Source organism: Streptomyces sp. NPDC048383, assembly GCF_040651775.1.
In the GTDB taxonomy this organism is placed as follows: Bacteria; Actinomycetota; Actinomycetes; order Streptomycetales; family Streptomycetaceae; genus Streptomyces.
This window is the reverse complement of sequence record NZ_JBEZKS010000042.1, coordinates 29992-55781: the sequence shown is the minus strand read 5'-3', so window position 1 is coordinate 55781 and position 25790 is coordinate 29992. Positions and strand designations below refer to the sequence as shown.

The window sequence follows — 25790 nt, the reverse complement described above, 5'->3', positions numbered from 1 at the left end:
GGTCAACGGGTGCGGCGGGAGCGGGTCAGCGCCCGCCCGCCCAACGCTGTGCCGGCCAGTCCCAGCAGCAGGGCCACATAGGCTCCGCCCAGCCCGTTGCCGGTACCGAGACCACCGTCGGCGGTGGCCGCGACCAGCCCGCCGAGAGCTATGGCGATCAGCCCCGCGACCACGGACACCGAGGCCCCGAGCGACCCGTTGGCGGTGCCGAGACGACCGGCGGGCCGGGCCAGCGCCAGCACGGCGACGACCACGGCGACCAACCCCAACAGCCCGCCGGTGGTGGCTCCGAGCCTCCCGAGGCTGAGGTCGGTGACACTGGCGGCGACCGGCTGGACCGAAGCGTGCGCCGCCGCCGGTGTGGCAAGACCGAGGCCTGCGAGCAGGGCGGCAGGGGCGGCGGCGATCAGGCGACGAGCGGACATCAGGATGCTCCTTCTCTTCCCGCGACTGGATGTGGTCCGAGCATGTCGGCCGGGCCCCAGGCCGGTCGTCCAGCAGCCGCAGGCACTTCGCACTACCACGGACGCGGCAGGCACCGCGGAACTACTGCGGGCGCGGTAGTCGGGCGCTCGTCCGCGAGCGGGATTCGTCCCCGACGGCCTCCGGCTACGGTGCGCGCATGAGTAATCGACGGTTCCACATTCGAGCCGGTGTCAGAGACTGGCTGATCGCCGTCGGTGTGGCGGGGGCGCTGCTGGTCACCGGGGTGTCCGGGCAGGAGCATTCCGCCGGGGGCCTTGACCTGTTCGGCTACGCGTTGCTGGTGGTCGGCGGCTTGGCGCTGGTGGCCGGGCGCCGGGCTCCGGTTGCCGTACTGGCAGTCACCGGGCTGTGCGCGGTGGGCTATCAGGCGGCAGGGTTCGACGTGGCTGCCGTCGCGTTCCTCTTCGCGGTGTACGCGGCCATGCGGGCGGGGCACCGCGGCGTCACGGTGGCAGCGAGCGTGGCCGTGCTGGCCGCGCTTCCCCTCGCGGCCCTCTCCTCAGGCCTGCAGGACACGGGCGAGGCGTTCGCGCAGGCCCGCGGCGCCCTTGAAATAGCCTGGCTGGTCGCGGCCGGGGCGGCCGGCGAAGCCCTCCGGCAGGCCGAGCGGCGCGCGGACGAAGCCGAGCGCACCCGGGAGGAGACCGCACGGCGCCGGGCCGACGAGGAGCGGCTGCACATCGCGCGGGAGTTGCACGATTCGCTCACGCACCAGATCTCGGTCATCAAGGTGCAGTCCGAAGCCGCCGTCCACGTGGCCAGGAAGCGGGGGGAACCGGTCCCGGAGGCCCTGCTGGCGATTCGGGAGGCCGGCCGGGAGGCGTCCCGGGAGCTGCGCGCCACCCTGGAGGCGCTCCGCGACGACGACACCAGCCCACCGCACGGCCTCGACCACGTCTCCGAACTGGTGGAACGGGCCGGCAAGAGCGGTCTGCGGGCGACGCTGACGATCCAGGGCCATCGGCACGACGTTCCGGCCGCAGTGGGCCGCACCGTCTACCGGATCGTCCAGGAGTCGCTGACCAACATCGCCCGGCACGCGGACGCCACCACGGCATCGGTTCGCATCGACTACCGCCCCGACGTCGTCGCCCTCCGGGTCGATGATGACGGCAAGGCCCTGCTGAACACCGCCCCTGTGCCCGGCATCGGCCTGCTCGGGATGCGCGAACGCGTTACCGCCCTCGGCGGCCGGCTCCGGGCAGCACCGCGCGACGAGGGCGGCTTCACCGTCCAGGCCGAACTCCCCGTGGAGCGAACCTCGTGATCCGTGTCCTGCTGGTCGACGACCAGCCCCTCATCCGCAGCGGATTCCGAGCGCTCCTCGACCTCGAAGACGACATCGAGGTCGTGGCCGAGGCCGCCAACGGGCTGGAGGGCCTGGAGCTCGCCAGAGTGCATCTACCGGACATCGCGCTCATCGACATCCAGATGCCGGTCCTCGACGGCATCGAGACGACCCGGCGCATCGCGGCCGACCCGGCGCTGACCGGCATCCACGTCGTCATCCTCACCAACTACGGCCTGGACGAATACGTCTTCGACGCCCTGTCCGCCGGCGCCGCCGGATTCCTCGTCAAGAACATCGAGCCGGAGGACTTCCTGCACGCAGTACGCGTTGCCGCGCGCGGCGACGCCCTGCTTGCGCCCTCGATCACCCGCAAGCTCATTCACCGGTACGTCAGCCGGCCGCTCCCCACCACCACTCAGCCGGCACTGGAAGAACTGACCAGCCGCGAATGCGAAGCCGTCGTACTGGTAGCACAGGGCCTGTCCAACGACGAGATCGCCGAGCGCATGGTGATCAGCCCGCTGACCGCGAAAACCCACGTCAACCGGGCCATGACCAAGCTCCACGCCCGCGACCGCGCCCAGCTCGTGGTCCTCGCCTACGAATCCAGGCTGGTAACCCCGGGCTCCTGACATCCAGTCAGTAATACCCGGGGACCGCATTCGGCGGCTGCCGTTGTCACGAGGGCGCGTGACGCTGGGGATCACGGGCCGCGAGGGAATGGGTCCAGCTGTCGTTGGCATAGCCGGCCCAGCGGTTGGCGCTCCAAGGCCTGGCCCCGGCGGCCGAGCGGCACTCCGCCCGCCTGTCGACGACCCTGCCGCCGGGCGCGACCAGGCCGACTCCGGCGGCGGCCACGTCCACCCCGCAGGTCGCGGTGCCCGCTGCCGCGCCCGCCCGTACCCGGTCGCATATTTGATCACCTGGTCGTACTGCTGGCGATGAGCTCCCAGCGGATCGGCCGGGTCAGCGCCGGAGTGAGCCCCGGGCAGGCGTGCGGTTCGCCGGCACCGGCCGGTACGCCTTCACCTTGTTGGTTCGCCGCGGCGCGGCCTCCTACCGGGGGAAGGCCGCCTCGGCTGCGAAGACTTACGGGATGCCACCCCCCGTGCGCTGCTTCCTGAAATAAATCCGCCGACCGGTTCCATCGGAGAGCCCTCCGCCACGTCTTCCTTGTGTCAGCGCAAGTCCCCCCGTGATTACGCGAGGTAGCTCACCGTGGCATCCGAATCCGTACCGAACCCGCGCATCCCAGCGCAGAAGCAACGCTTCTTTGCGTTGCTGGGCATCGGCAAGTCGCCTGTCCGCACGGTCGACGAGCAGTTGGAGGAGATCGCGCGCTCGTCGAGGATCTACACCCCGACCATCGCTCGACGCCTTGGACAACCCCACCACTCCCCGGCCGTTGAGGACGTCTTCCAGGACGCGCTGGCCAAGCTGACCAAGCGACTCAAAGAAGAAGGAGGCCCGCCGGTCGGCAACATCCACGCCTACATGCGAGCCATCTGCTTCACCTGCGCCATGGACGAGCTGCGCCGCGTCAAGGCCAGGGCCGAGGTCCTCCTGGGTGACAACACCGCGGCCCTCGACGCCCGCGAGAACGTCCTCCTGGACGACTCCGGCGTCTACTACGCCGACATCCGCGCGGAGCTCGGCACCCTCCTGTCCGAGTTGGAGCACAAGGCGCTCTACTACACGGCCGTCCAGGATTTCACGGCCGAGCGCACCGGCGAGCTCATGGACATCTCGGCCAGCTCGGTCTCCAAGGCCTTGCGCCGCGCCAGGACCAAGATCGCCCGCCACCGGCCGGACCTCGGGCAGGACTCGTAGTTCCCCTCCAGGGTCTGCAGCTTCCCTCCCCAGGACGCCGGCCGGGGAACTGCAGGCCCGAGTGGGGAACTCCAGGGTCCCCTGCCGACGAAAGTCGGCTCCACGAAAAGGGCTAACCAAACCAAATGAAGCAAAGATCACTCCAAGGAGATCGGCTCTCCGAGTCGCACCCAGCCGACGCCCCAACAGCTCGATCGGGAGGAAACGTGTTGTCCGTTCCGAAATCTGACCCCATGGCACCAGTGAGGAAGCTCGTGTACTACGTGCTCGCCCTGATCGTCATCGTGATCAACTGGGTTGTCCGTCTCATCGACCGCATCCGTGCACCTCGCCCGGACTTCTCCGTCTTCGCCACCGCGGTACCCGCCCGGCGGACCCCGCCAGACCGGTCTGCCACGCGCGCGAGCGAGGTGAACCAGTCTTTCGAGCCCCGGAGGGCATGAACCGTTGTTGACCGTCGGCCGTCATGGGGGTCGTCCGACGAGCGATGAGAGTTCATAGCCGGCCGGGCCCCGGGGAGAGTTCCTTCCTCGGGGCCCGGCCTCCGTCTTACAGGTGAAGCCCCGGAAGACCACCGTTTCCCCAGGAGCACCTGATGAGCCCCGCCACCCGGTCCAAGCGCACCGCCGCCCGCATCGACGGTCTGCTGATCGCCGCCGAGCACAACCGCGCCCGCCGGCGCGACGCGTACAAGACGGCCAAGGCCGAGGAACGCCGGATCCGACGCATGAAGGCCGCCGTCTGCCGCCGCACCTGCCTCTCCACCATCCGCCGGACAGCCCGCCCGGTCCTGCGCGCCGGCCTCACGGTGTGCGGCACCGTGGCCTTCGTGGTCGGTGTGATCCTCCTGCTGCTCGGCAAGCCCGGCGGTATCGAGCTGCTCAGCGCAGCGGGTGCCGCCTGGGGCCTCGCCGCGGCCATCCCCAAGAGCACCACCTGATACTTCCCGCGTGAAGAACCCTGCCCGCCCCTCGTTGCCGTCGGTGACGAGGGGCGGGCTCCGTCATGCGGCTTCCGCTCCGCCCCGAAGCCGAAGCCGAAGGGTGCGGGGCGGCGGCCGATGAGAGGTCGCAGGTGCTCCCTCACGGTGCCCGGCCGGGGAAGCGACCCGTGTCGCGAACCGGCTGCTCGGTCTCCTGACCCGGATCCACGCGCCGCTGGAACGTGTCTGGGGCCGCGATTACAGCACCCGGCCGTCCTCACTCCGCTGGAACGGTTCGGGCCCCCGGCCCGGATCCGCCAGGCAGTTCGGGGATGCCTGCTCGCCCTGCTGCGGCCGAAGGCGCCCATGACAAGAAGAACGCCCGGGCACTGCTCGGCCTTTCCGGACGCCGAGCCGACGTCCTGTCCGCCATGCTCCGCGACGGAACCCTCTACGAGCCCGGCCGGCCGCTGACCTCAGCCGTTCATCGAGTCGGCATGCCGCCATGGGGGCTGTTTACGACCATGGCCAGTGACCCGGCGGCAAGGTAGTGGTGATCCGGGAAGTACTCGATGTGCTGGTGCCCGCCGTCGTCCATCTCCGCCATCGACTGAAGTTCGTCAGCAAGAGCCGTCAAGCCCAGTCGATCACCCTCGATGAGCAGCGCGCTGCGCTCCGGGTCAACGCTGATGTGGACACCCGGGCCACTGGTGCTCACCACCTCGACCGAAGCCAATTCCGTGCCCCCAAAACTCGGTTCATCCGAGGCCGTGGTTCCTACGCTGCCCTTGCCCGCGACGAGGGCAAGGGCCAGGACGGCGAGTTCCGCCGCACCGCCTGAGACGTCCAACCCTTCATCGGGAAGGAACAGAACCCTCATCCCCCATGACCCCTTGGGTTCCAAACCGCCAGACTCAATGATCAAAGCCGTTGCCCCTGGTCAACCGGCCATCCCCGGCCCAAGGCACACCGTCACGGAGGCTACACCGCTTGACGCATCCCATAGGGCCCCCGCCGACGCGGTTGAGCCGCGGGTTGGGTCGAGTCCGGATGGTTCGCGGTTGCCGTTCGTCAGAGCTTTTCTGCTCCGTCCACGACCGCCACGGACCAGCGCACATTCGATGCATTCGGGGTGATGGAAAGAAATTGGGTCTCAGGGTCGGAATAGACGTGACCGATGCTTACGGGTCCGTTGCATTCGATCCTGGTAGCTTGTTCATTTCCGCGATAGGTGAGTTGAAGTTCGCCGTTCCCTCTACATCCGATGTGGACGGTGTAGACGTTTCCGCTTGGCTTGAATGATGTGAGCTCCGCCTTTCCCTCGCCTGATGTGGAAGGAAGGAGATACTTTCCGCCCTGTGCCAGGCGAAGATCGATGGCCTCACCCGAACTCGACGGCGCGGGGGATGCAGAAACTCCCGCAGCCGCCTTTTCGGTCCCGGCTCCTTCGGCCGAGCAGGCTGTGAGGAACAGGAGGGCCAGGCCGAGGCCTGAGATGTGCTGTCGCATGAATGTCTCCTTGAGCGCCGGGCCGCCCCGGATCCGTGGATCCGGGGCGGCCCGCGGCCTTCTCGTCAGCTGAGAACCCAACCCTCGCCGGCCGGGGCCCAGACGTCCATGTAGCGCTTGTTGGTGACGGTGCAGTTACTCAGCACGCGTGCCGTGTAGCCGTACACGTTCTCCTTCTTGATGCCGTACTTGCCGTAGACCGTCTTGCGCGCCTTGACGGTGCCGCGGGCCTCGACACCCACTTCCGAGGTCCAGGACCGCTCGGCCGAGGCGTTGATCTCCGCCTTGATCGTCCCGAACCACAGCGGCTTGAACTCGGCGCCCATGGTGACGGACGCACCCAGGGTGGTCGTTCCCGACTTCTTGGAGCTGAACTTGAACTTCTGGGTCGACGACGTGTTGTTCGTGACGAAGGTCGTGTACTTCACGGCCATCGTGTTCTTGGTGTTCCGGATGATGTGAACGGTATTGAACGGGGATCCGCAGTACTGGCCGGTCGGAGAGGAGATGTCGTCCACGCCGGTGAAGACCGGGTCAGGCCGGTCCGCACCCTCCCCCTGACCGGGAACCTCCGCGTCCTCTTCCAGCTCGTCGATGGATTCGATCCCGTCCAGGACGGGCTCTCCGGCCGAAGCCGGCTCGTCGGTGATGGAGCCGGGCTCGATGGCCGCCCCATCGGCCACCAACGGTTCGTCCACGACCTTCTGGACTTCGCCCGACCCGCCGGGCAGCTCCTCCGCCAGCGCCGGAGAAACGCTTCCCAGAATCACAATTCCCACGACACCCGCGACGAATTTCGTACGTACGGACATGAAGTCCCCCCGGTAATCCGAAGCGGCTTCCCTTCCGGAAACCGCCTGACAGGAAGAACTCTGGCACGTGATTCCGACCTGGAACGCGAAATCTGAGAATTCTGAGGAACATCTGAGGTTCCAGCGGTATTTTATATTCCGCTTCGCTGGCAACACAAATGGCTCGACCAGAATTTCCGGTCGAGCCATTACCCGTCACCATGAAAGCTTGATTACCGCGCCAAAACGGGTCAGAGAGTGAGTGTCCAAGCGTTGAGCGTTCCCGCGCTGCCGGTCGATACGTCTTCGACGCGCAGATTCCAGGTGCCGGCGACGGGGCTGATGCGGCCATCGACCTCGTACACGTGCCTGAGCGTGCCGCCCGCCTCGTTCTCGGCGTCACCCTTCAGAAGGTACGCCGTCCCGTCGGGGGCGAGCAGCGTGATCTCCACATCGCCGAGCCACTCGTGGGTGATGTCCACCCACACGGTCGGATTGTTCGATGTGTTCCCCGTGATCGGGCCGATCGTGATCGGTGATGACAGCCCGCCGAAGTCGGGGAGGGCCACCACGCCCTGGGTCTCGTAGGACGGGAACGTCAGAGCCCATCCGTTCAGCGTGCCCACGGCCCCCGAGGAGGTGTCCTGAACGCGTAGCCGCCACGCCCCGTTGGCCGGCGACGGGCCCGCGTCCACGGCGTAGACGGGATTGAGGGCGTCGTCGGTGCCCGACGTCGACCTGATCGGGTAGAGCGCGCCGTCCGGGGCCACCAGGTCGATCCGCAGGTCGCCCACCCACTCGTGGGTGACGTCCAGTTGCACCTGGAGATTGCGCGAGGCCCGGCCTGCGATTCCGTCCACCGTGATTTCCGAGGTGGCCGTCCCGGGGTCCGGGATGGGTACCGCCGCCGTCTTCACGAAGGGCGTCGGGATGATCAGCGACCAGTCCCTGAGGACGCCCGAGCCACCCTTGGAACGGTCCTCGACCCGCAGGCTCCAGGTTCCGGCCAGTGGCGAGGCGCTGGCGTCGACCGTGTAAGTCGTGGCGATCGTGCCACCGGGTTGGACCCCATCGGTGGCCTTGAGCAGATAGCTCTTCCCGTCCGGGGCGACCAGGTCGATGCGGACCTCGCCGCGGAAGGCGTGCGTCACATTGACCCGCGCCTGAAGGGCCTTGGGCGCCGGTCCCGCGGGGAAGCCGGCAACCGTGAGGGGCGAGAGCACCGTCCCCGGGTCGGGTATCGCGAAGTCGGTGTCGTTGGTGAGGTGCGAGGTCCGGGGCTTGGGCTGAGGCTCGGGGGCGGGCGTCGGCTCCGCCCCGGCCAGTGCCTTGCCGACGTCGACGCGCGGTGTGGTGCCGGCTCCGTTGACGACGGGCGCCCCGCTGGTCTTCAGCAGGGCTTCCAACTCCGCGACGCTCTTGGCGGGATAGGTCTGTCGCAGCACGGCGAAGGCTCCGGCCACGTGGGGGGCGGCCATCGACGTCCCGTTCTTCGCCGCGAACCCGCCCACGGGCACGGAGGAGACGATGGCGTCACCGGGAGCGAACAGGTCGACCAGAGGGCCCGCATTGGAGAAATCGGACACCACGTCGTCCAAGCCCGTGGACCCGACCGTGACGGCCGAGGCGACACATCCGGGACTGCTCACCTTGGTGGGGAAGCCGTTGTTCCCGGCAGCCACGACGGTGGCGACACCGACCCCCAGCAGGTTGTCGATGGCGACCTTGCGCACATCACTCGCGCAGGGCGACCCGTACTGACCGCCCCCGAGGCTGAGGTTGGCGGCGATCACCGGCGTACCGGCCTGGCGCAGTTCCCAGACCTTCTCCAAGGCGGCGACCTGGGCACTGGCGAAGCTCCGTACGCACGGAGTGTTCCCGGCCCCGCAGTACTGCTCGGAGTCGAACCTGCTGTAGACCTGGATGGCGATCAGGTCGGCACCGGGCGCCACGCCTCCGGCGGGCGCTCCCGCGATCCCGCTGCCATCGCCCACCGCGATACCGGCGACGTGGGTGCCGTGATCACATTCGGCGATCGTCGAGCAGGGACCGATCTGGGAGTTGGCCGTACCGGGCCCTTCCGCCTTCGTCGTGCCCCCGGGACACAGGCTGGTGGCGCCGTTGGCCGGGTCGACCGTGGAGAAGCAGGCCTCGGCGATCACCTTGCCCTTGAAGAACGGATGGTTCGTGGCGACACCGGTGTCCAGGATGGCAATGGCACTGCCCTTGCCGTTCTTTCCCGCAGTGATCGCCTTGTCGGCTCCGATGAAGGGCACGCTGTGGTCAAGGGCCGGCGCGGAGAGCGTGTCCTCGGTGACGCTCACTACGCCGGGTTGGGCCGCCAAGGCGTTCAGGCCGCTCTTGTCGACTCTCAGGGTGACGATCGGCAGGCGGTTGAACCCCTGGACCGTGGTGCCGGTGCTCGCGGCCCCGGAGAGGTCCGCGCGTGCCTTGGTGACGACGTTGACCCGGACCGTGTGCCCGTTTGCCGTCGCCGCGTACAGGGGCGGGTCGACCGGGTCGGTCTGCCCGACGGCCGTCGGCGCGGAGCTCGCGTCGTTGGGCGTGCTCGCCGCGAGGGCCGGCGTCATGCCGAGGGCCATGGCTGTCACCGCGAGGGCAACCGCTCTCCATATCGGTATTTTCATATCACTCTCGGAAAGAAGTGGGCAGGCACGGATCTCGGAATCCACCGTGCGAATCCCGACCCGGATGGTTGCGTATGCGTTCGGGCCGGGCGATCCGCCGGCCATCGCCGCGAGGAGGGACTGGCAACGGGGGGTACCGGCGATCCGCCCCTTTGCGCCGAGCTTCTTCTTGATCGAGAGGGACGCTAAGGGCCTGCTGGCCCTCCCGCAAGAGCCGACTATCCGGAACGAACGCCCCTCATATTTTGCAACTGTTAATTAGTGCAAGGTAGTTGACTATGGTTCTCGGGCTGCATCCGATGGCGGAGCACCAAATTCATGAGCCACCGCATCGCAGCCGTAAATCGGAACATCGATCGCCCATTGTGAATGTCGGCATCAGTCGCGCCCAGGATCAAGGCCAGGTGAAATACGCGAGACCGCGGATGGACGCGGTCAACCCCGACGTAGACCACGACTCGGGCGGTTCCGCACGGGCCCCGGGGCTGTTGATCGAGATGTCTGACGTCTCAAGTACGTTGATTCGGCGTCTTACGGACTCCCCAACCGGAACGGGCCACTTCCCCCGTTCCGGTTGGGGAGTTCTCGTGGGCCAGGCGGCTGATTGCACCCCGATGGCGCTAACGTCGTGCGCGGCTCCGGTGTCTTTGAGCGGTGACACCGCTCGGCCGACCCGGGCCTGCTCCTACGTACGTGTTCCGCACCCAGAACCGACGACGCAAGGGGAATCGATTCCATGACCGTCACAGCAGCACGCCGCACCATGTCACCGCGTCGCTCCGTCGCCCGCACGGCGGCCGTGGCGGCCCTCTCCGCCGCCGCGCTCCTCGGCGGCGGTCTCACGGCCCAGGCCGCCGCACCCGCCCGCACGACGGGCGCGGCCGTGGAGCTCGTGCCGGCCGGTGCGCTCGCCACCCAGTGCTACTACAGGGTCAACGCCAGCGGCGGTCTGCAGATCCGCAGCGGTCCCGGCACCAGCTACTCGGTCGTCGGGTCCTACCCCAACGGCGCCACGGTCCTCGCGTCGGCGTCCACCACCAACGGCTTCCGCAAGGTGGGCACCAACCGCTGGGTCTCCGCGGCGTACCTCGTCCGCATCACCAGCTATCCCTGCGAGTGACAGGGACCCGCGCCGAGGACACCGTTCCCCAGCCCTTCAACGGGCCGCCGGCCGCCCGGCAATCCCTCCGGAGACCGGCGGCCTGTCCGCTGCCTCCGACCGACCTCCGAATTCATCACCGACCTTCTTCGGCGTTGCAGCTCCAGTGTGAGGACGGCCTTGGCGATTGACGTCACGCGGTCGGGACCGCATCGGGACCTGCGGAAGATCCGCCAGGACTTCAGGCGGGCGACGCCGCGTTCGACGGGTGCCCGAATGGCGACCAGGGCGCGGTTGCGGGTCTTCGCAGTGGGGGTCAGTTCTTGCAGGGGCCTGCGTTTGATGCCCGTGGTCAGCCACGAACCGGCGCCCTGGTAGGCGAGATCGGCCACGATGGGAACGCCCTGGCGCTCGCGGATGCGGATGATCCGGGGGGGCGGGCGGCGGTCAGGTCATGGGTGCGGGCCTGGCAGGGCGCGCGAGAGCCAGTGCCACCATCGCGCGCTGGGACGGACGGAGCTTGCAGCGCCGGTCGCCCTCACGGGTGACGATCAGTATGGTGACCCACTCCACGAGTGCGTGCGACAGGTCGATTGCGGCAGGATGGACGACCAACGAGTCCCCCGAGCAACGTAATTGAGACGTCGGACATCTCGATCAACAGCCCGAGGGCTTCGCTCGCTTCGCTTCACGGACCGTCACCCGATCGGTGGCCACATCGAAGAAGCTCAAGGATTCAGATCTTGAACAGGCAGCCGCCCTGCGCGGACTGCGCCGACGAGGGTTTGATGGTCGCGTTCGTTCTGGTCGGCGTAGGCCTCGGCGAAGGCGACCAGCGCGTGGTCGAAGGATTCGCCGCGGCCCAGGTAAGCGGCGATCGCGATCCGGTCGCCCGACCGTGCGTGGGCACGGGCAAGGGTGATGCCGCATACCTCGCCGAACGTCTCCAACTGCCCGGGCGTCATCGTTTCCGGCATGGCGATCCCCTTCCAGTCGCGTAGCTGGCGGACGTAGAAGTCGCGTTGCTTGCCGTCGATCCCTTCCATCCGCTGCCAGCCGAGAAAGATGTCGCTGGCCGCCTGCATCAGCCTCTGCCCGGCGACCACACGCTTGCCTTGGTTGTCGTACCGGCTTGCGCCGACGTGGGCGGCGAGTACGGAGGTGTCGGCTTCCTTGGCCTGCAGCAAGAGCGGATCCCCGCCGTCGCGGCCGAGCAGCAGCAGGATCCAGCAGCGGGTGCCGACGCTGCCTACGCCGACGACCTTGCGGGCCATGTCCGTCAGCCGGTAGTCCTGCAGGAGTGCCTGGCGATCGCTTGACATCGTCTGCCCGTAGTGGTCGAGCAGACGGCGGAACTGGTCCTCCAGCGCACTGCGCTCGACGTCCGGCAAGAGGTCGGCGACCGGCACCAACAGCGGGGGATCCGCCGCGATCCGCGGGTGTCCTCCAACCACTTCGGTGAGCTTCCCGAACGCCTGCGAGGTGTCGTGCCGGCGAGCCTTCGCCAGGGCGCCGGCCAGCTTCTTCCGTCCGGTCTTGTCGAGCTGATCGGCCGCCAGGTCCTTCAGGCGGTGCGCGTCGACCTTCGCGTACCAGACGGCGAGGTTTCCCATGCCTGCGAAACCGCGCATCGACTCGCGGTACGAGCGCACCCCGGACCTCACGATGCGTGCGCGCTCGGCGTCGTCGAATCCATTCGCTCGGGCGGCGATCACGAGACTCGCCGACAGTCGTTTGACATCCCATTCCCACGGACCCGGCAGGGTCTCGTCGAAGTCGTTGATGTCGAACATCAGCCGCCGTTCCGGAGACGCCAGTAGCCGGAAGTTCAGCAGGTGCGCGTCCCCGCACAGCTGTGCCGTGATCCCGGAGTCGGGACTGCCGGCCAGGTCGGACGCCATGATCGCGGCGGCTCCCCGGTAAAACCGGAAGGGAGACTCCGACATCCTGCCGTAGCGGATCGGGACCAGCTCGGGAACTCGGGCCGAGGACTGCGCTTCCAGGATCGCCAGCGGGTCGGGTCTGTCCGGAGCCGGCCGGTATACGGCGTGCTGCGACCGGGGCGAGCGGCGGCGGGCCTCCTTGCCGAGGGCCGCGCGTTCCTCGGGAGTACTGTCGGGCACCGCGCGCATCGCGGTGGTTGAGGTGTGGGGCATCAATGCCACTCCTGCCTGGCGATGCGGATCGGCCCGGGTTGAGGTGGGAGGCCCCGGTGCGGCCCGACCGGAGTGCGGGGGCCACCACTCGCCGGTTTGATGGGCCCCCGTCGCCACCGTGCGAGAAGGCCGTGACGAAACGGAAGGCACCGGCCACCAAAAGCTGCAGACCGATGATCAAGGCCAGGATGTGCGGCGAATCGTGCGGCGGGATGAGTACCGGGATGCCCTGGACCGGAGTGGCGAGGACGGAGCCCAGCCCCGAGTGCCAGGAGCCTCCGAGCCGCCCTGAGGGCGTCCTCGGGATCACTCGGCGTCTGCCGGGGCGCTGCGTCGCAAGGTACGGACATGGACACCTCCCGGGCCGACCCGAACGGCCCGTAGTGGCATCTCTGGGTCGTCGGACATGCCCCGTTTGCTCGGCAAGCTCATCCTAGGCCGTTGCCGTGCGGCCCGCCGCTCCGGCAGGTTCCGTGGAGCGTGCCTGGGTCGTCGGGATCCGTTGGGTGAAGAACAGGGCGAGGAGGGCGGCGAGGGCGAGGATGGCGAGTGCGGCGCGCAGTCCGTCGAGTCTCGCGTCGGTGTTCGCGTCGATCGCGGCCGAGGCCACGTCCGGGCTCGTGCCCGCCTTGTCGAGGGCGGTTTTGAGCTGGGCGTCCGACATGAAGGGCACGCCGCCTTCGAGCTGGACGGTGGCCTGGCTCTTGACCGCGTCCGGGATGGCCTGGTTCTGCTCGATGTTGGTCAGGAAGGAGGTGGTGAGCGCGGCGATCAGGATTGATCCGGCGAGTGCCGTTCCGATCGAGGCGCCGAGGTTGGTGACGGCGTTTTGGATGCCGCCGACTTCCGCGCTCTGTTTGTCGGGTACCGCGGAGACCGTGACGGCGCCGAGCTGGGAGGCCAGTGCTCCCATGCCAAGTCCGATGAGGAGGAGCGGGATGGTGACGATCTCCGCGCCCGCGTCGGTGTCGAGTGCGGCGAGCAGGGCGACCGCGCCCGCGAGTAGAGCCAGGACGCCCAATCGCACCACCCGCCGCGGTGAGACGTTCGGGAGGAAGCGCGGGATCAGGATGGCGGCGGCCAGCAGGGTCAGGGAGAGTGGCAGGATGCGTGCGCCGGTCTTGAGCGCGGACAGTCCCAGCGCGACGGACAGGTACAGCGGTACGACGAAGAACACGCCCATTTGTACGAGGTACTGGAAGAAGAACATCGTCAGGCCGCCGGTGAGCTGCCGGTTGCGCAGCAGCGCCGGGTCCACCAGTGGCTCCCGGTGTCGCTCCACGAGGCGGGCCTCCCAGTACAGGAACATCCGGATCAGGAGCAGGCCCGCGAGCATCAGCCATACGACAAGGGAGATGCCGAGCAGGGCGGGCGTACCGGGTTTCGGCAGGAACCAGCCCCACTCGCTCGACCGGAGCACCCCGTAGACGAAGACCCCCAGTCCGAGGGCGGACAGCACGGCGCCGATCAGATCGATGCGCCGGCGCTCGCCGACCGGTGCGTCGGCGGTGCGGCGGGCGAGCACGAGGATGGCGAGCACGATCGCGACCTCACCGGCGAAGACCCAGCGCCAGGAGAAGTACGTCGTGGCGATGCCCCCGATGATCGGCCCGACCGCGATCGCCACGGCTCCGGATGCGGCCACCAGTCCGTACGCGCCCGGTCGGCGCTCCGCCGTGAAGTTACCGGCGACCAGCGCGACGATCGCGGGCAGGATGAGCGCGGCTCCGATCCCCTCGAGGAACGACCAGCCGAGCAGGAGCACGGGCAGGGTCGGGGCCAGAGCAGTGATCAGGGATCCGCAGCCGTAGATCACGCAGCCGATCAGGAATGCCTTCTTGTGTCCGATGAGCGCGCCGACCTTGGCACCGGGGATCATGAACATCGCCATCACGAGGGTGTATGCGGTGATGGCGCCCTGGATCCCGGTCACGGTGGTACCGACGTCGTCGGCCACCGTCGCGATCGAGACGTTCATGACGGAGCTGTCGAGCGCCATCAGGAACTGCCCGGCCGCGAGCGTCAGCAGGACGACTCCCGCCGTTGCGGACTTCTTGGGAGTACCCGCCTCGGATGCCATGAGGGCACGCTCCCAGCGGCCCAGGTCCGCCGGACACCGACCCGCCGGGGAGGTCAGCTGATTGGCGGCAGCCGGGCGGTGCCGCCGGCAAACGTACTGCCGCCCGGCCCGCCAACTCCGTCACCGCCGCCGTGACCTGCCTGCTCAGGTGGGTAGCGCGCTAGGAGTTGTCGTCAAAGTGTCCCGCCCACATCAGGAGCGATGCGAGGGTGACAGCTGCTTGGTAAGCCTGGGCGGTCTTGTCGTACCTGGTGGCGATGCCACGCCACTGCTTCAGGCGGTTGAAGCACCGTTCCACCACATTGCGGTGCTTGTAGACCTGCTTGTCGAAGGCCGGTGGGCGGCCGCCCCGGCTGCCTCGCCGGGCCCGGTTGCGGACCTGGTCGGACCGCTCCGGGATGGTGTGGGTGATGCCCCGGCGACGAAGCCAGGCACGGATCGCCTTCGAGCTGTAGCCCTTGTCGCCGATCACGTGGTCGGGTCGCACGCGTGGCCGGCCCGGCCCGATTCGGGGCACCCGTATCGCGTCCATCACGGCGGTGAACTGGGTGCAGTCGTTGGCGTTCCCGCCCGTCAGCACGAAGGCGAGCGGCCGGCCCGAGCCGTCGCAGGCCAGGTGAATCTTGCTGGTCAGCCCACCGCGGGACCGTCCGAGGGCCGGGTTTCGGAGCCCCCTTTTCGGGCTCCGGCCGCGTATTGGTGGGCGCGGACGATGCTGGAGTCGACCGACACCAGCCACTCGATTTCGCCCGCCGAATCGGCGTTCGCTTGCGCGGCCTGGAGCATCCGCTCGAAGGTTCCGTCTGCCGCCCACCGGCGGAAACGTGTGTGGAGACTGGCCCATGAGCCGTATCGCTCGGGCACGTCCCGCCATGCCACCCCGGTGCGGAATTTCCACACGATCCCGTTGAGGACCGTCCGGTCGTCCAGCCGGGGCCGCCCCAACACGGGCCGGGGCAGCAACGGCTGCACGAGTTCCCACTCAGCATCGGACAGTTCATGGCGACGTATCACGACACCATGATCCACAACCCAAGATCACTTTGACGACAGGGCCTAGTAGGCCCATTTCAGGCCGGTCGGACACGGCCCGGTGCTCCAGGCCGGTCCTCGACACCCGCCGGGGGCGACTGCGGCACGTCAATGGCCGTTCAGGGGCAGCTTGACCGCGGGTCGTCGTGAACGAGGGCGCAGATCATCTGCTCGCCGCGCCGGTCGTCCGGATAGGTCTTCAGCAGTTCGGCCTTGAAGTCGTTCCACTGGCGGGTGATCTCGGCGGTGGCCCCGGAAGTGGCGTGGTTGAAGTTGTCGCCGGTTTTCGAGCGCTGGGAAGCGGCGGTGTCCTTGTTCAGGGCGCGGTTGTGCGTGACTCGGCCGGCGCAGTCGTCGGCCTTGGCGCCGGTGGAGTCGAAGTCGGAGTAGCAGCCGGTCGTGAGGTCCGCGGGTATCCGGGCGCGTGCGTCCCGGGTCCAGTCGGCGTCCTTCATGGTGCTGTAGCGGCGGATGTCGAAGAAGGGGGCGACACCGGTACGTGCCAGTCCGGGAGGGTCGGCGAGGCCGACAGGGACGGGTGCGGCTCGGTCGGACCAGTTCGAGTGCGAGTAGAAGTCCTGGAGCTGGTGCCAGCCACGGCCGAGCTGTTCCAGGACTTCGCACTTGGCGCGGTCGGGGGTCTCCTTCCAGGTGCAGTGGGCGGACAGGTCGCTCTGGTCGGCTCGAACGGTGCCGTGGACGTCGACGAGGCCGTCGGCTACCCGGACCGCGCTCCGGAAGCGGGCGACGGAGGTACGGATGCAGGCGAGGAGCTCGGTGGTGGCCTCGTCCCGGCTACGGGGATAGTCCTCGACGTAGCGGGGTGCGAGGTAGTCGGCGTTGTCGCAGTGCAGAGGACCGAGGAGGAAGTAGCCTTCGTGGTCGTTGGCGTTGATCGCCCCGTTGCGCGCATCAGCCATCTCGAACAGGGTGGCCGGCTCCCAAGGCAGGGCGGCCCGTGTGATGGTCTCGTGGTTGCCACCGGTGAACGCGTATGCGGAGCCGGACGGCACAGCGGCCAGGGCCATCGCCAAGCCGGCCACAACGGTCGTTCGAGCCAGGCTGGGTCGCAGGCGGTATGACACGCGACGCTCCAGTCGTACGAGTGGTACGGGTTCGAAGCTTCTCGGCGCCCGTTCCAAGCCGGCTTCTGCCGGAGTTCTGACGGAGTTCTGACGGAGCCGAACGTTTACCTGCAAGCCTAACGAACCTCCGGTGGGCCGGCCTGGTGCCGCCCACAATGGGCGCAACCAAACGCACGGACCCGTGCTGCGACGTGCCCAATGACCGGGACCGGGTCTTTCGTCTCTCCGGAGGGAGCGCTATGGGTGTGCCGCCCGATCCGTCAGAAGCGGCCGCCCCACGGTGCTCACGGTCCTGCTCCTGGCACTCATCCTGCTCGCCGTGCTCGCGTGCTCGCCGTACTGGCACTGCCGGCGGCCGGCGGCCGGGTGGCGCGAGGCCGGAGCGCCGGCGGAACGGTAGTCGGCCACGTGGTGACTGCACCTCCCTGAATGGGGCCGGGCCGGCGCCTGGGTGGCGGTCACATGAGGGGGCCAGGAGAATGAAAGGGCTGGAGAAGCGGCCGCCCGGCGGGCTTGTACGGACTGGACGCCCGCAGCGCCGCGAGACACCCGCAGTTGCCCTCGGAGGCGGCCCAGGGGCTCTTCGGACGTGGCCCAGGGGTTCTGAGTCGGCACGTCGGTGCAGAGAGATGATGGTCCGACTGCCTGCGGTCCGGAGCGTGCCGTGCGGGACCCAAGCGCATTTCTGCCCGTAGTGGCAGGTAGCAGTGGGAACACAGGTGATCGCACATGTGTCGATGGCTGGCCTACTCGGGGACCTCCATGTTGCTCGACACCATCCTGTACAAACCCGCCCATTCACTGATCGATCAGAGTCTGCATTCCAAGCTGGGTGTGGAGACGACCAATGGGGACGGCTTCGGCGTCGGCTGGTACACGGAGGACAACGACTCTCCGGCGCTCCTGCGGGACATCGGTCCCGCCTGGAACAACCGCAACCTGCGGGAGATGGCGGACCACGTCCGCTCCCCGCTGTTCTTCGCCCACATCCGGGCGTCGACCGGAACCGCCGTCCAACAGTCGAACTGCCATCCGTTCCGGCACGGCCGTTGGATGTTCATGCACAACGGCGCCATCTCCGGTTTCCACCTCATGCGCCGCGACCTCACCATGCTGGTCGATCCCGCGCTGTACGCCGACATCGGGGGGACGACGGACTCCGAGGTGATGTTCTACCTGTCCCTCACCTTCGGCCTGGACCAAGACCCGCCGACTGCCGTCGCCAAGATGGCGGGAGTGGTGGAGCGCGTCGGTCGCGACCACGGCGTGGAGTCCCCCCTCCAGATGACGCTGGCTATCACGGACGGCGAGCGCGTGTACGCCGTCCGCTACTCCAGCGGGCACGCTTCCCGGTCGCTGTTCTACAGCAGTCGGGTGGACGCGCTGCGCAGGCTCCATCCCGACGTCGCGTTCCTCCGGGACATCTCCGAGGAGACCCGCCTCATCGTGTCCGAGCCCCTGGGGGACCTGCCGGGTGCCTGGAACGAGGTGCCGGAAAGCAGCTACGGCGTCGTACAGCCCGGAGCGGACGAGCTGTATCCCTTCGCGCCGGAACCGGCATGACGCGGCGACCGATGCGCATGGTCCGGTGATTCCCAGCACATGGTCCGGTGATTTCCAAGTCCCAGGTATCACCGGGCTCTGGAAGCCAAGCCCCCGCCCCAATCGACAGGAGTCCGGCGATGAATGGCGCTATGTTCGATATGTTCGATCTGGCGGTGGACTACCCGCTGCTGAACATGTTCTGGACCATGATGCTGTGCTTCTTCTGGGTGCTGTGGTTCATGCTGCTCTTCCGCGTCATCGGTGACATCTTCCGCGACGACGAGATGAACGGCTGGGCAAAGGCAGGATGGACCGTCTTCGTCATCCTGCTGCCTTACCTGGGCGTGATCGTGTACTTGATCGCACGCGGCCGGGGGATGGGTGAACGCGAGCTGAAGAGGGCTCAGCAGCATGAGCAGGCATTCCGTTCCTACGTGCGCGAAAGCGCCGGCCCCAGGAGTCACGCCGAGGACCTTTCCCGGCTCGCTGACCTCAAGAACCACGGGGATATCACGGAAGCCGAGTACGAGCATGCCAAGGCCAAGGTGCTCGCGTCCTGAGGGCCGCACGCGACGCCATCATGGACCAGATCATGACCCGCGGTTGGAGCCCGGAACAGCAGGCGTTCGTCCAGCAGTACGGCAGCACCGTCCTCGACGCCATGGACGCCGAACTCGTCGCCGGCAGCCTCGTCCACCGCTACGACCCCGGGGCTTCCCCCGACGGACTCCGGGGCACCGAGGGCACGTTCTCCCTCTGCAGCTTCCTGTACGTGTACGCCCTCGCCCGGGCGGGGAGGCTCGAACAGGCCCGCTACGCCTTCGACAAGATGCTCACGTACGCCAACCACGTCGGGTTGTTCCCGGCGGGGACGGAGCACGGGTGCGGGGTGCAGGGCGATGGTGCTTGACCTGTTGCTCATCGGCTTGGTCGTCACCCTCTTCCCCTTGCCGATCATGGCCTTCGTGCTGGTCGTCTCCGCACCTCGGGGGGTGCGGAGGGGGTTGGCCTTCATCCTGGCCTGGCTGGCCTGCCTGGTGACCGTCATGGCGATCGTCCTGTTCCTGACAGGCGGCGAGCCGCCCCCGCCTCGCTCCCCACCCTCCATCGCAGCACTCGTTGCCACCCTGATCATCGGTGTGAGCCTGATCGTCTACAGCGAGCGCAGACGCCGTCGCCGCCGTACCGCGACGACGCCCGGCTCCTGCGAGATGGAGAAGTCCGATGCCTCCGGGACGTCGCTGTCGTCACGCATGGACGACGCCACCGGATGGTCCGCGGCCGCGCTCGCCGTGCTCCTGCAGCCCTGGGGGATGGTCGGCGCCGCTGCCGCCACCGTCGTGCAAGCCGATCTCTCCCACGCGACGTCCTATCTGGCCTTGGCGGCGTTCTGCCTGCTGGCGACCTCCAGCCTGCTGGCCATGGAGCTGCACATGGTGTTCGCGCCGGAGAAGGCCCAGCTCGCGCTGACCAACTTGCGCGCATGGCTCGAGCGCCACAAGGATCCGGCGATCGTGGTCACCTGCCTCGTCCTCGGACTGTGGCTCGTCGGCAGGAGCCTCTACCAGCTCACGGGATGAACGAGCGGAGCACCAAGACCGCGCACCTCGCCGGACGACGAGGTCGGTGGCTCATCACCAAGGATTCTCTCCGTACCGATACTGCCGACCCGAGCCCACGTCAACAAACCACCGGTAGTTCCCTGCAAGCCTCAAGCCTCAAGCCTCAGGAAGCGATCCAGCCCGGGCGGTCACACAATGAGAGCGGGGACCCTTTCGCGGCTGTGGCGGGAGGTCCGGTTCCGTGGTGTCTGGAGGTCGTAGGACATGGGATCAGGGCAGCCGGCCGGTGACAATTGAAGGGCAGGCTCCTCGAACCGAGGTGTTCCATCCCGTCGAGAGCTTGCGTGGCCATCCCGGGTTGGCGGACCGCGCCGATCCCGCAGGACCGCCGAACCTCCCGGAGCCCGGCCCTCAGGACGAACTCGAATCCATGCGGAGCATGGTGGCGCGCCTGAGGGCTGCCTACCCCTCGGTCGACGCAGCCGCCGTCGAGGCAACGGTACGGGTCGCGTACGACTCGTTCCGCCAGGCCAGGATCAGGGCCTACATACCGATCCTGGTCGAACGCCGGTCCCGGAAGGCGCTCAGTGCCGCCTGCCCCACTGCTCCCGGTCAGGCCGGGGCCTTAGGCACCTGATGCCTCGGCGGTCCGCGACGATCGGGCAGCACATCAACCGCAAGCTGCTCCACGGCCAGTGTCCGGATCCAGCCGCGCCACGTCGGGGTACGAGCGGTCATCCTTCGCGGCATGTTCGTCGTGGACGCCTGATCGGCTGCCCGGGATGCAAGGGCCCTGGTCCGCGGCGGCCCATCCGTCGAATCCGGTCTGAACGATGGTCCGGCGCTTCCCTTCTTCGTGTTCGCACTGGCTGCCGCCGGTGAGGGCCATGGCCGTCAGGGCATCACCGAGGGGTTCCTGCGCGCGCTGTTGCTGAGCGGCGCGATCGGACTCGCCGCCGGTTGGATGGGGGCAAGCCTGTTGCGCCGGTCGCTCGCCCAACGATGGAGCGGCCCCGGCTGGCGCCCGGTATTAGTGTTCGCCGTTCCCGTGATCACCTACGCGATGGGTGTCACGACCGAAGGCAGCGGCTTCATCGGCGCTTGGACAGCCGGCCTCGCCTTCGGCTCCACCTCCACATCCGCCGGACGCCCGCCGACCTGGGCACCCGTACCCAGGACGTCCGGCTGTGTGCGCGGGCGAGGGCACCCGACGGCACGGCCGGCCGTGCGGGATCACGGCGCGGCGGGGAGCATGGTTGGTATCTGGTCCGTTTGGTCAGATGCGTCCCAATGCCCTGGAGCAACCCATGACGGACCTCAAGTTCGAGCAGAAGCGCTCGTTGTCGCGCGTCGAGGCCGCCGACCAGCTCGCGGCGCTCGCCCAGGCACTCCGAGAGGGTGGGAAGACGGAGGTGCAGCTTGGTTCGGGCGTGCTCAGCCTGCGCGTCCCCGACGAGCTCCACAGCGAAGTGGAGATCGAGGTGGATGGCGATGAGATCGAGCTGGAGATCGAGCTGAAGTGGACCACCGGCCGACGCCGCACGGTCACCCGCCCCGCGCGAAGGGCCGCGGAGGAACCGGAACCGCCCGCCGAAGCCCCGGCGCGCCCCGCGCGGACCAGGAAGGCCACGACGGCGGCCAAGCCGCGGCGTTCTGCCGCGAGTCGCGCATGAGTGACGGATTCACACCACGGGAGGACTGACGTGACCAGAGACAACGGGCTCGAAGAGACGGGACCCATCGACTACCTCGTCGTGGAATTCCCGGGCAGCCGCCTGACCGGTGAAGGGATGCCGCTGCTCGTAGACCTTGTGGACCGCGGCATCATCCGCATCCTCGACCTGACCTTCCTGACCAAGCAGGAAGACGGGTCTGTGCGGGGCCTGGCCCTCGCGGACGTGACGGGAGACGGCAACCTCGACCTCACCTTCTTCGAAGGGGTCTCCTCGGGTCTGCTCGGCGAGGACGACCTCGCCGAAGCCGGCTCGCTGCTCGCGCCGGGGGATTCCGCAGCCGTCCTCCTCTACGAGAACGTGTGGGCAGCGCCCTTGGCCGCTGCCCTGCGCCGTGCCGACGCGCGGATGGTCGCGAGCGGCCGGGTGCCGACGCAGGACCTGATCGAGGTGCTGGACGCGCTCGATGACGCCGCGGCCTGAAAGGCACCACGGCAAACATCGCAGGGAAGCACACACCACGAAGAGAAGCACCGAAACTGAGGCAGGAAACCATGCCCGGACTACTGCGCGGCGTCGCGCGAACCGCCGCCATCGCAGGGACGGCCACGGCCGTCTCGAATCGTGTCTCACGCCGTCAGGCTGGCCGCTGGGCCCAGCAGAACGACGCTGCGGCGCCGGCCCAGCCACAGGCACAGCCGGAGCCGACCGCCCCGGCGGCCTCCGCCGCGCCCAGCATGGACGACAAGATCGCCCAGCTGAAGGAGCTCGCAGCCCTCAAGGAGCAGGGCGTGCTCACCGAAGCGGAGCTGGCGGTGCAGAAGGACCGCATCCTGAACTCCTGAAAGTGCGGCTACGACCTGTGGTGGAACGGAGGCCGACCACGTGAGCACGCATGCCAAGGCGCGTGTGGCATTGCTGTCCGGCGCGGCGGCGCTGATCGTCATGCTGGTGTTCGCCGGCTTCCGCAGCGTCGTCCTGGTGGTCGTAGGGCTGGCCGGAGTGGCCGTGTCGGCTGCCGCTGTGTGGATGGTACTGGCCCATCGCGGCCCCGTCAGGTGGCTGGCGGCGCTGTTGTGCGTGGCGGTACCCGCGGCCGTGATCGTCTGGTACGCGCGCGTCGGACTGCTCTGGGTGGTGCTCTGCACGCTGCTCATGTGGGCCCTGGCAGTGGCGGCGGGGCGATCCGCGCTGGCCGACGAGGGCCGGACCCGGATGCCCGAGCATCCGGTCGTGCCGCCGAAGCGGCCGTTCGTCATCATGAATCCGCGCTCCGGCGGCGGGAAGGTCGGAGCCTTCCGCCTGCAGGAGAAGGCCGAGGAGCTGGGCGCCGAGGTCGTGCTCCTGGACCCCGACCACCCCCAGGACGTAGCCGAGCTCGCCCGCCGGGCGGTGGACCGGGGCGCCGACCTCGTGGGCGTGGCGGGCGGCGACGGCACCCAGGCGCTGGTCGCGGGCGTGGCGGTGGAGCGGGACGTACCGTTCCTGGTCGTCAGCGCCGGCACCCGCAATCACTTCGCCCTGGACCTCGGACTGGACCGGGGAGACCCGGCGGCTTGCCTGGACGCACTGACCGACGGGGTGGAGGTGCGGGTGGACCTCGGCCGGATCGAGGGGCGTCCCTTCGTGAACAACGCGTCCTTCGGCGCGTACGCCGAAGTGGTCCAGAGCCCGGCATACCGCGACGACAAGATCCGTACGATCCTGGCGCTGCTGCCCGACCTGCTGGCGCGCCGCGGCGGCCCGAGACTGAGCGTGCGCGCCGACGGCACGACCGTCAAGGAGCCGCAGGCCGTGCTGGTGAGCAACAATCCCTACGGCCGCGGTGACCCGGCGGGGCTGGGGCGGCGGATCCGGTTGGACACCGGAACCCTCGGTGTCCTGAGCGTGAAGGTGGACAACGCCGCTCAGGCGGCCGGCATCCTGCGCCATGAGGGCTCCGGCGGCCTGACGTCGCTGACGACACGGGAGGTCGTCGTCGACTCGGATGGTCCGCTCATGCGGGTCGGATTGGACGGCGAGTCGGTGACCATGCCCACACCGGTGCACTGCCGCGTGGAACCGGGTGTCCTGCGGGTCCTGGTACCCCGGCACCGGCCCGGCGTCAGGGCCGGGGTGCCAATGGACTGGTCCGCGGTGCGCAGGCTGGCGCTGACGATGGGAAGGGCGGCGTCGGCGGCCGTCCCGGGTGTTGAGCGCCGCTGAGGACGGCTCTGACCGCAATTGCGTGAACGATCTTCGGCCGGTGCTCGCTTGCTGGTCGGAACGGAGGATCGCCGGCACCGTCCCAGTGGGCCGGCTCTCCACCGGCTCGCCGGTGTCGTGTTCGGTGAGACTGCTTGCCCCCGGGCGGATGTGGCCCCGGCCCATGCGGTACCCGCACGCGCCCGCCCGAGGCCAATGACGCGTTCACCGCTGGCCCTCCGCCTGCTCATCCGAGTCGCAAGGCCTCCGCCGCCGTCACCGGCTCGCCCCCGCGGACCCCGTGCAGTACCCGCGCTAGCACCTCCGCGCCGCGCACGACGCGGGGACCGGGCCGGTTGAAGTAGGCCGGCCCGTCCAGCACCCACACGTCGCCGGACCGTACCGCCGGCAGGTCCTGCCATCCGGGCAACGAGGTCAGCAGCTCCCGCTCGCGCAGGGTTCGGTCCGGACTGAAGCCGCAGGGCATGACCGAACGAAGGGCGGAAGCAGCGGCGGGGGTGGCGGGAGCCATGCGAAGCCGAACCCACCGCTGTCGGGCGGGACCCCGCCTCCGGGCAACTCGGACGGCAAGGTCTCCACACCGCCGCCGGGCAGCGGCAAGCGTAGGGGCTGACCGATGACCCTCGTGCGTCTTGATGATCGCCGCCGCGCGCTCGCGGAGGCCATGGACGCCCAGGGGGCATGGCCGGCGGACTCCGCGTGGGTCCGCCGGGCAGTCCTGGACACGGTCCCCCGCCATACCTTCGCGCCCGACCGGCTCTGGACCTGGGACGGTCACGCCTACGTTCCGGTCGACCGCGCGCAGGACCCGAACGCATGGGCCGACCTCGTCTACGCGGACCCCGGCGACTCGGCCATCACGCAGATCGTGGACGGCCTGCCCAGCTCCAGCCTCTCGTGCGTTTCCGTCGTCGTCGACATGCTCGACTCCCTGCTCCTGGAACCCGGCGACCGCGTACTGGAAGTCGGCACCGGACTGGGCTGGAATGCTGGACTCCTGACCGCGCGGGCCGGACCCGGTCGGGTCACCAGCATCGAGGTCGACGGGGAGCTCGCCGCGGCCGCGCAACGGCGCCTCACCGAAGCCGGCTTCGCCGTCGCCGTGCACACCGGAGACGGAAACGCCGGCCGGCCACAGGCCGCTCCGTACGACCGGCTGATCGCCACGTACGCCGTGGACGACGTGCCATGGGCCTGGGCCGAACAGACCCGACCGGGCGGCCGCCTCGTCATCCCCTGGGGCCGGCTCGGGACGATCGCGCTGACCGTTGCCGACGACCGGAAGTCCGCCACGGGATGGGTGCAGGGGTTGGCCACCTTCATGCCCAGCAGGGGTACCGACCAGGGCCGCGAGTACCACGCGATCCGCAGCGGCGCGGCGACCGACCGACAGGTCCGCGTCGACCGTGACCTCGGCGCCCCCTCACCGACCCGAACCTGCTCTTCGCCCTCCGGGTCTCCCACCCGGACATCCGCATCATCACCGAGGGCGACGGCCAGGGGCTCGCCGTACGACTGCACGACGGCATCAGCTCATGGGCCACCGCTCTCACCGACGGCTACGGCGCCACCGATGCTTCCGAGGGCGGCCCCCGCCGCCTCCTGGCGGAGGTCGAAGCCGGCCGCCGGCACTGGGAGGAGCGCGGCTCACCGCCGTTGTGGGACTTCGGAATGACCGTCAGACCTGACCACCAGGAGGTCTGGGTCGGCGCCCCCGATGCCGGACCGTACGGCGCTCCGACGGGCCGCTGATCGCGTGGCGAGCAGGCGGCAGGAGGCCTCCGCGAACCGTCTCGGATGGCGAGAGGGGAGGACATTCCCTGCAGCTACAGACAGGGGTGGGAACGACGAAGGGACGTGGCCCTCCACCGATCCC

23 protein-coding genes and 5 pseudogenes are annotated in these 25790 nt (G+C 68.7%); 17 read left to right on the top strand and 11 right to left on the bottom strand.

Annotated elements, in window-relative coordinates; all coding sequences use genetic code 11:
- Nucleotides 1-2: 2 nt before the first annotated feature.
- The gene (locus AB0D46_RS26075) at nucleotides 3-425 is read right to left on the bottom strand and encodes a DUF6223 family protein (protein ID WP_362880826.1); all 423 of its coding nucleotides are present in this window, start codon (nucleotides 423-425) and stop codon (nucleotides 3-5) included.
- A gap of 197 nt (nucleotides 426-622) precedes the next feature.
- On the opposite strand from AB0D46_RS26075, the gene AB0D46_RS26070 reads away from it, so the two are divergent.
- The 5 genes and pseudogenes from AB0D46_RS26070 to AB0D46_RS26050 form a co-directional block, all read left to right on the top strand.
- Nucleotides 623-1753 carry a histidine kinase gene (locus AB0D46_RS26070; protein ID WP_362880824.1) on the top strand — a complete coding sequence of 377 codons (1131 nt, stop codon included), beginning with the start codon at nucleotides 623-625 and terminating at the stop codon, nucleotides 1751-1753.
- The gene (locus tag AB0D46_RS26065; RefSeq protein WP_362880823.1) at nucleotides 1750-2409 is read left to right on the top strand and encodes a response regulator transcription factor; all 660 of its coding nucleotides are present in this window, start codon (nucleotides 1750-1752) and stop codon (nucleotides 2407-2409) included. The genes AB0D46_RS26070 and AB0D46_RS26065 overlap by 4 nt, the downstream gene beginning before the upstream one ends.
- A 586-nt stretch (nucleotides 2410-2995) precedes the next feature.
- On the top strand, nucleotides 2996-3607 hold the full coding sequence (locus AB0D46_RS26060) for a sigma-70 family RNA polymerase sigma factor (RefSeq protein WP_362880821.1): 612 nt from the start codon (nucleotides 2996-2998) through the stop codon (nucleotides 3605-3607).
- A gap of 595 nt (nucleotides 3608-4202) precedes the next feature.
- A complete protein-coding gene (locus AB0D46_RS26055; protein ID WP_362880819.1) occupies nucleotides 4203-4547 on the top strand; it encodes a hypothetical protein in 345 nt (114 codons plus the stop codon).
- 154 nt (nucleotides 4548-4701) lie between these two features.
- Nucleotides 4702-4877: pseudogene (locus AB0D46_RS26050) on the top strand (IS110 family transposase); the annotation flags it as partial.
- A gap of 136 nt (nucleotides 4878-5013) precedes the next feature.
- Here the strand turns inward: AB0D46_RS26050 and AB0D46_RS26045 are convergent.
- The 4 genes from AB0D46_RS26045 to AB0D46_RS26030 form a co-directional block, all read right to left on the bottom strand.
- Nucleotides 5014-5409, bottom strand: coding sequence for a hypothetical protein (locus AB0D46_RS26045; protein ID WP_362880818.1), 396 nt, complete (start codon nucleotides 5407-5409; stop codon nucleotides 5014-5016).
- Between the two features lie 191 nt (nucleotides 5410-5600).
- Nucleotides 5601-6038: a hypothetical protein gene (locus tag AB0D46_RS26040; RefSeq protein ID WP_362880816.1), complete on the bottom strand. Its 438-nt coding sequence runs from the start codon at nucleotides 6036-6038 to the stop codon at nucleotides 5601-5603.
- A gap of 65 nt (nucleotides 6039-6103) precedes the next feature.
- A complete protein-coding gene (locus AB0D46_RS26035) occupies nucleotides 6104-6808 on the bottom strand; it encodes a hypothetical protein (protein ID WP_362880815.1) in 705 nt (234 codons plus the stop codon).
- A gap of 272 nt (nucleotides 6809-7080) precedes the next feature.
- Nucleotides 7081-9432, bottom strand: coding sequence for a proprotein convertase P-domain-containing protein (locus tag AB0D46_RS26030; RefSeq protein ID WP_362880863.1), 2352 nt, complete (start codon nucleotides 9430-9432; stop codon nucleotides 7081-7083).
- Between the two features lie 781 nt (nucleotides 9433-10213).
- On the opposite strand from AB0D46_RS26030, the gene AB0D46_RS26025 reads away from it, so the two are divergent.
- Nucleotides 10214-10597: an SH3 domain-containing protein gene (locus tag AB0D46_RS26025; protein ID WP_362880813.1), complete on the top strand. Its 384-nt coding sequence runs from the start codon at nucleotides 10214-10216 to the stop codon at nucleotides 10595-10597.
- Between the two features lie 131 nt (nucleotides 10598-10728).
- On the opposite strand, the pseudogene AB0D46_RS26020 reads toward AB0D46_RS26025, so the two are convergent.
- The 5 genes and pseudogenes from AB0D46_RS26020 to AB0D46_RS26000 form a co-directional block, all read right to left on the bottom strand.
- Nucleotides 10729-11191: pseudogene (locus AB0D46_RS26020) on the bottom strand (transposase family protein); the annotation flags it as partial.
- Nucleotides 11192-11304: 113 nt separating this feature from the next.
- Nucleotides 11305-12732: a DUF2252 domain-containing protein gene (locus tag AB0D46_RS26015; RefSeq protein ID WP_362880811.1), complete on the bottom strand. Its 1428-nt coding sequence runs from the start codon at nucleotides 12730-12732 to the stop codon at nucleotides 11305-11307.
- 433 nt (nucleotides 12733-13165) lie between these two features.
- Nucleotides 13166-14812 (bottom strand): MFS transporter, encoded by a 1647-nt coding sequence (locus AB0D46_RS26010; protein WP_362880809.1) that lies wholly within the window; start codon nucleotides 14810-14812, stop codon nucleotides 13166-13168.
- 160 nt (nucleotides 14813-14972) lie between these two features.
- Nucleotides 14973-15823: pseudogene (locus AB0D46_RS26005) on the bottom strand (IS5 family transposase).
- A gap of 140 nt (nucleotides 15824-15963) precedes the next feature.
- The gene (locus tag AB0D46_RS26000) at nucleotides 15964-16878 is read right to left on the bottom strand and encodes a hypothetical protein (RefSeq protein ID WP_362880807.1); all 915 of its coding nucleotides are present in this window, start codon (nucleotides 16876-16878) and stop codon (nucleotides 15964-15966) included.
- Nucleotides 16879-17658: 780 nt separating this feature from the next.
- Here AB0D46_RS26000 and AB0D46_RS25995 point away from each other — a divergent pair.
- From AB0D46_RS25995 to AB0D46_RS25950, 10 genes and pseudogenes are all read left to right on the top strand, one after another.
- The gene (locus AB0D46_RS25995) at nucleotides 17659-18492 is read left to right on the top strand and encodes a class II glutamine amidotransferase (RefSeq protein ID WP_362880805.1); all 834 of its coding nucleotides are present in this window, start codon (nucleotides 17659-17661) and stop codon (nucleotides 18490-18492) included.
- 131 nt (nucleotides 18493-18623) lie between these two features.
- Complete coding sequence (locus AB0D46_RS25990) at nucleotides 18624-19034, top strand: SHOCT domain-containing protein (protein ID WP_362880803.1); 411 nt, start codon at nucleotides 18624-18626, stop codon at nucleotides 19032-19034.
- A 2-nt stretch (nucleotides 19035-19036) separates the two neighbouring features.
- A pseudogene (locus tag AB0D46_RS25985) lies at nucleotides 19037-19336 on the top strand (glycoside hydrolase family 15 protein); the annotation flags it as partial.
- A gap of 37 nt (nucleotides 19337-19373) precedes the next feature.
- Nucleotides 19374-20054 (top strand): GAP family protein, encoded by a 681-nt coding sequence (locus AB0D46_RS25980; RefSeq protein WP_362880801.1) that lies wholly within the window; start codon nucleotides 19374-19376, stop codon nucleotides 20052-20054.
- Nucleotides 20055-20466: 412 nt separating this feature from the next.
- On the top strand, nucleotides 20467-20673 hold the full coding sequence (locus AB0D46_RS25975) for a three-helix bundle dimerization domain-containing protein (protein WP_362880861.1): 207 nt from the start codon (nucleotides 20467-20469) through the stop codon (nucleotides 20671-20673).
- 156 nt (nucleotides 20674-20829) lie between these two features.
- A pseudogene (locus AB0D46_RS25970) lies at nucleotides 20830-21162 on the top strand (cation:proton antiporter); the annotation flags it as partial.
- A gap of 181 nt (nucleotides 21163-21343) precedes the next feature.
- Entirely contained in the window at nucleotides 21344-21709 is a 366-nt protein-coding gene (locus AB0D46_RS25965; protein ID WP_362880799.1) for an amphi-Trp domain-containing protein, read from the top strand.
- Between the two features lie 30 nt (nucleotides 21710-21739).
- On the top strand, nucleotides 21740-22192 hold the full coding sequence (locus AB0D46_RS25960) for a DUF6325 family protein (RefSeq protein WP_362880797.1): 453 nt from the start codon (nucleotides 21740-21742) through the stop codon (nucleotides 22190-22192).
- A gap of 71 nt (nucleotides 22193-22263) precedes the next feature.
- Complete coding sequence (locus AB0D46_RS25955) at nucleotides 22264-22554, top strand: SHOCT domain-containing protein (protein WP_362880796.1); 291 nt, start codon at nucleotides 22264-22266, stop codon at nucleotides 22552-22554.
- Between the two features lie 100 nt (nucleotides 22555-22654).
- Entirely contained in the window at nucleotides 22655-23914 is a 1260-nt protein-coding gene (locus AB0D46_RS25950) for a diacylglycerol kinase family protein (protein WP_362880860.1), read from the top strand.
- Between the two features lie 226 nt (nucleotides 23915-24140).
- Here the strand turns inward: AB0D46_RS25950 and AB0D46_RS25945 are convergent, their stop codons facing one another.
- Complete coding sequence (locus AB0D46_RS25945; protein WP_362880794.1) at nucleotides 24141-24425, bottom strand: hypothetical protein; 285 nt, start codon at nucleotides 24423-24425, stop codon at nucleotides 24141-24143.
- 105 nt (nucleotides 24426-24530) lie between these two features.
- Here AB0D46_RS25945 and AB0D46_RS25940 point away from each other — a divergent pair, with 105 nt between their 5' ends.
- Complete coding sequence (locus AB0D46_RS25940) at nucleotides 24531-25589, top strand: methyltransferase domain-containing protein (RefSeq protein ID WP_362880792.1); 1059 nt, start codon at nucleotides 24531-24533, stop codon at nucleotides 25587-25589.
- Nucleotides 25590-25790 lie beyond the last annotated feature (201 nt).

Bases quoted from the DNA above. Each gene is read 5' to 3' on its own strand.
- AB0D46_RS26030 (WP_362880863.1), bottom strand. From the start codon at position 9,432: ATGGCCCTCGGCATGACGCCGGCCCTCGCGGCGAGCACGCCCAACGAC.
- AB0D46_RS25950 (WP_362880860.1), top strand. From the start codon at position 22,655: ATGCTGGTGTTCGCCGGCTTCCGCAGCGTCGTCCTGGTGGTCGTAGGG.
- AB0D46_RS26055 (WP_362880819.1), top strand. From the start codon at position 4,203: ATGAGCCCCGCCACCCGGTCCAAGCGCACCGCCGCCCGCATCGACGGT.
- AB0D46_RS25990 (WP_362880803.1), top strand. From the start codon at position 18,624: ATGTTCGATATGTTCGATCTGGCGGTGGACTACCCGCTGCTGAACATG.
- AB0D46_RS25955 (WP_362880796.1), top strand. From the start codon at position 22,264: ATGCCCGGACTACTGCGCGGCGTCGCGCGAACCGCCGCCATCGCAGGG.
- AB0D46_RS26045 (WP_362880818.1), bottom strand. From the start codon at position 5,409: ATGAGGGTTCTGTTCCTTCCCGATGAAGGGTTGGACGTCTCAGGCGGT.
- AB0D46_RS26025 (WP_362880813.1), top strand. From the start codon at position 10,214: ATGACCGTCACAGCAGCACGCCGCACCATGTCACCGCGTCGCTCCGTC.
- AB0D46_RS25965 (WP_362880799.1), top strand. From the start codon at position 21,344: ATGACGGACCTCAAGTTCGAGCAGAAGCGCTCGTTGTCGCGCGTCGAG.
- AB0D46_RS25975 (WP_362880861.1), top strand. From the start codon at position 20,467: ATGCGGAGCATGGTGGCGCGCCTGAGGGCTGCCTACCCCTCGGTCGAC.
- AB0D46_RS25945 (WP_362880794.1), bottom strand. From the start codon at position 24,425: ATGGCTCCCGCCACCCCCGCCGCTGCTTCCGCCCTTCGTTCGGTCATG.
- AB0D46_RS25940 (WP_362880792.1), top strand. From the start codon at position 24,531: ATGACCCTCGTGCGTCTTGATGATCGCCGCCGCGCGCTCGCGGAGGCC.
- AB0D46_RS25980 (WP_362880801.1), top strand. From the start codon at position 19,374: ATGGTGCTTGACCTGTTGCTCATCGGCTTGGTCGTCACCCTCTTCCCC.
- AB0D46_RS25995 (WP_362880805.1), top strand. From the start codon at position 17,659: ATGTGTCGATGGCTGGCCTACTCGGGGACCTCCATGTTGCTCGACACC.
- AB0D46_RS26070 (WP_362880824.1), top strand. From the start codon at position 623: ATGAGTAATCGACGGTTCCACATTCGAGCCGGTGTCAGAGACTGGCTG.
- AB0D46_RS26015 (WP_362880811.1), bottom strand. From the start codon at position 12,732: ATGCCCCACACCTCAACCACCGCGATGCGCGCGGTGCCCGACAGTACT.
- AB0D46_RS26010 (WP_362880809.1), bottom strand. From the start codon at position 14,812: ATGGCATCCGAGGCGGGTACTCCCAAGAAGTCCGCAACGGCGGGAGTC.
- AB0D46_RS26040 (WP_362880816.1), bottom strand. From the start codon at position 6,038: ATGCGACAGCACATCTCAGGCCTCGGCCTGGCCCTCCTGTTCCTCACA.
- AB0D46_RS26075 (WP_362880826.1), bottom strand. From the start codon at position 425: ATGTCCGCTCGTCGCCTGATCGCCGCCGCCCCTGCCGCCCTGCTCGCA.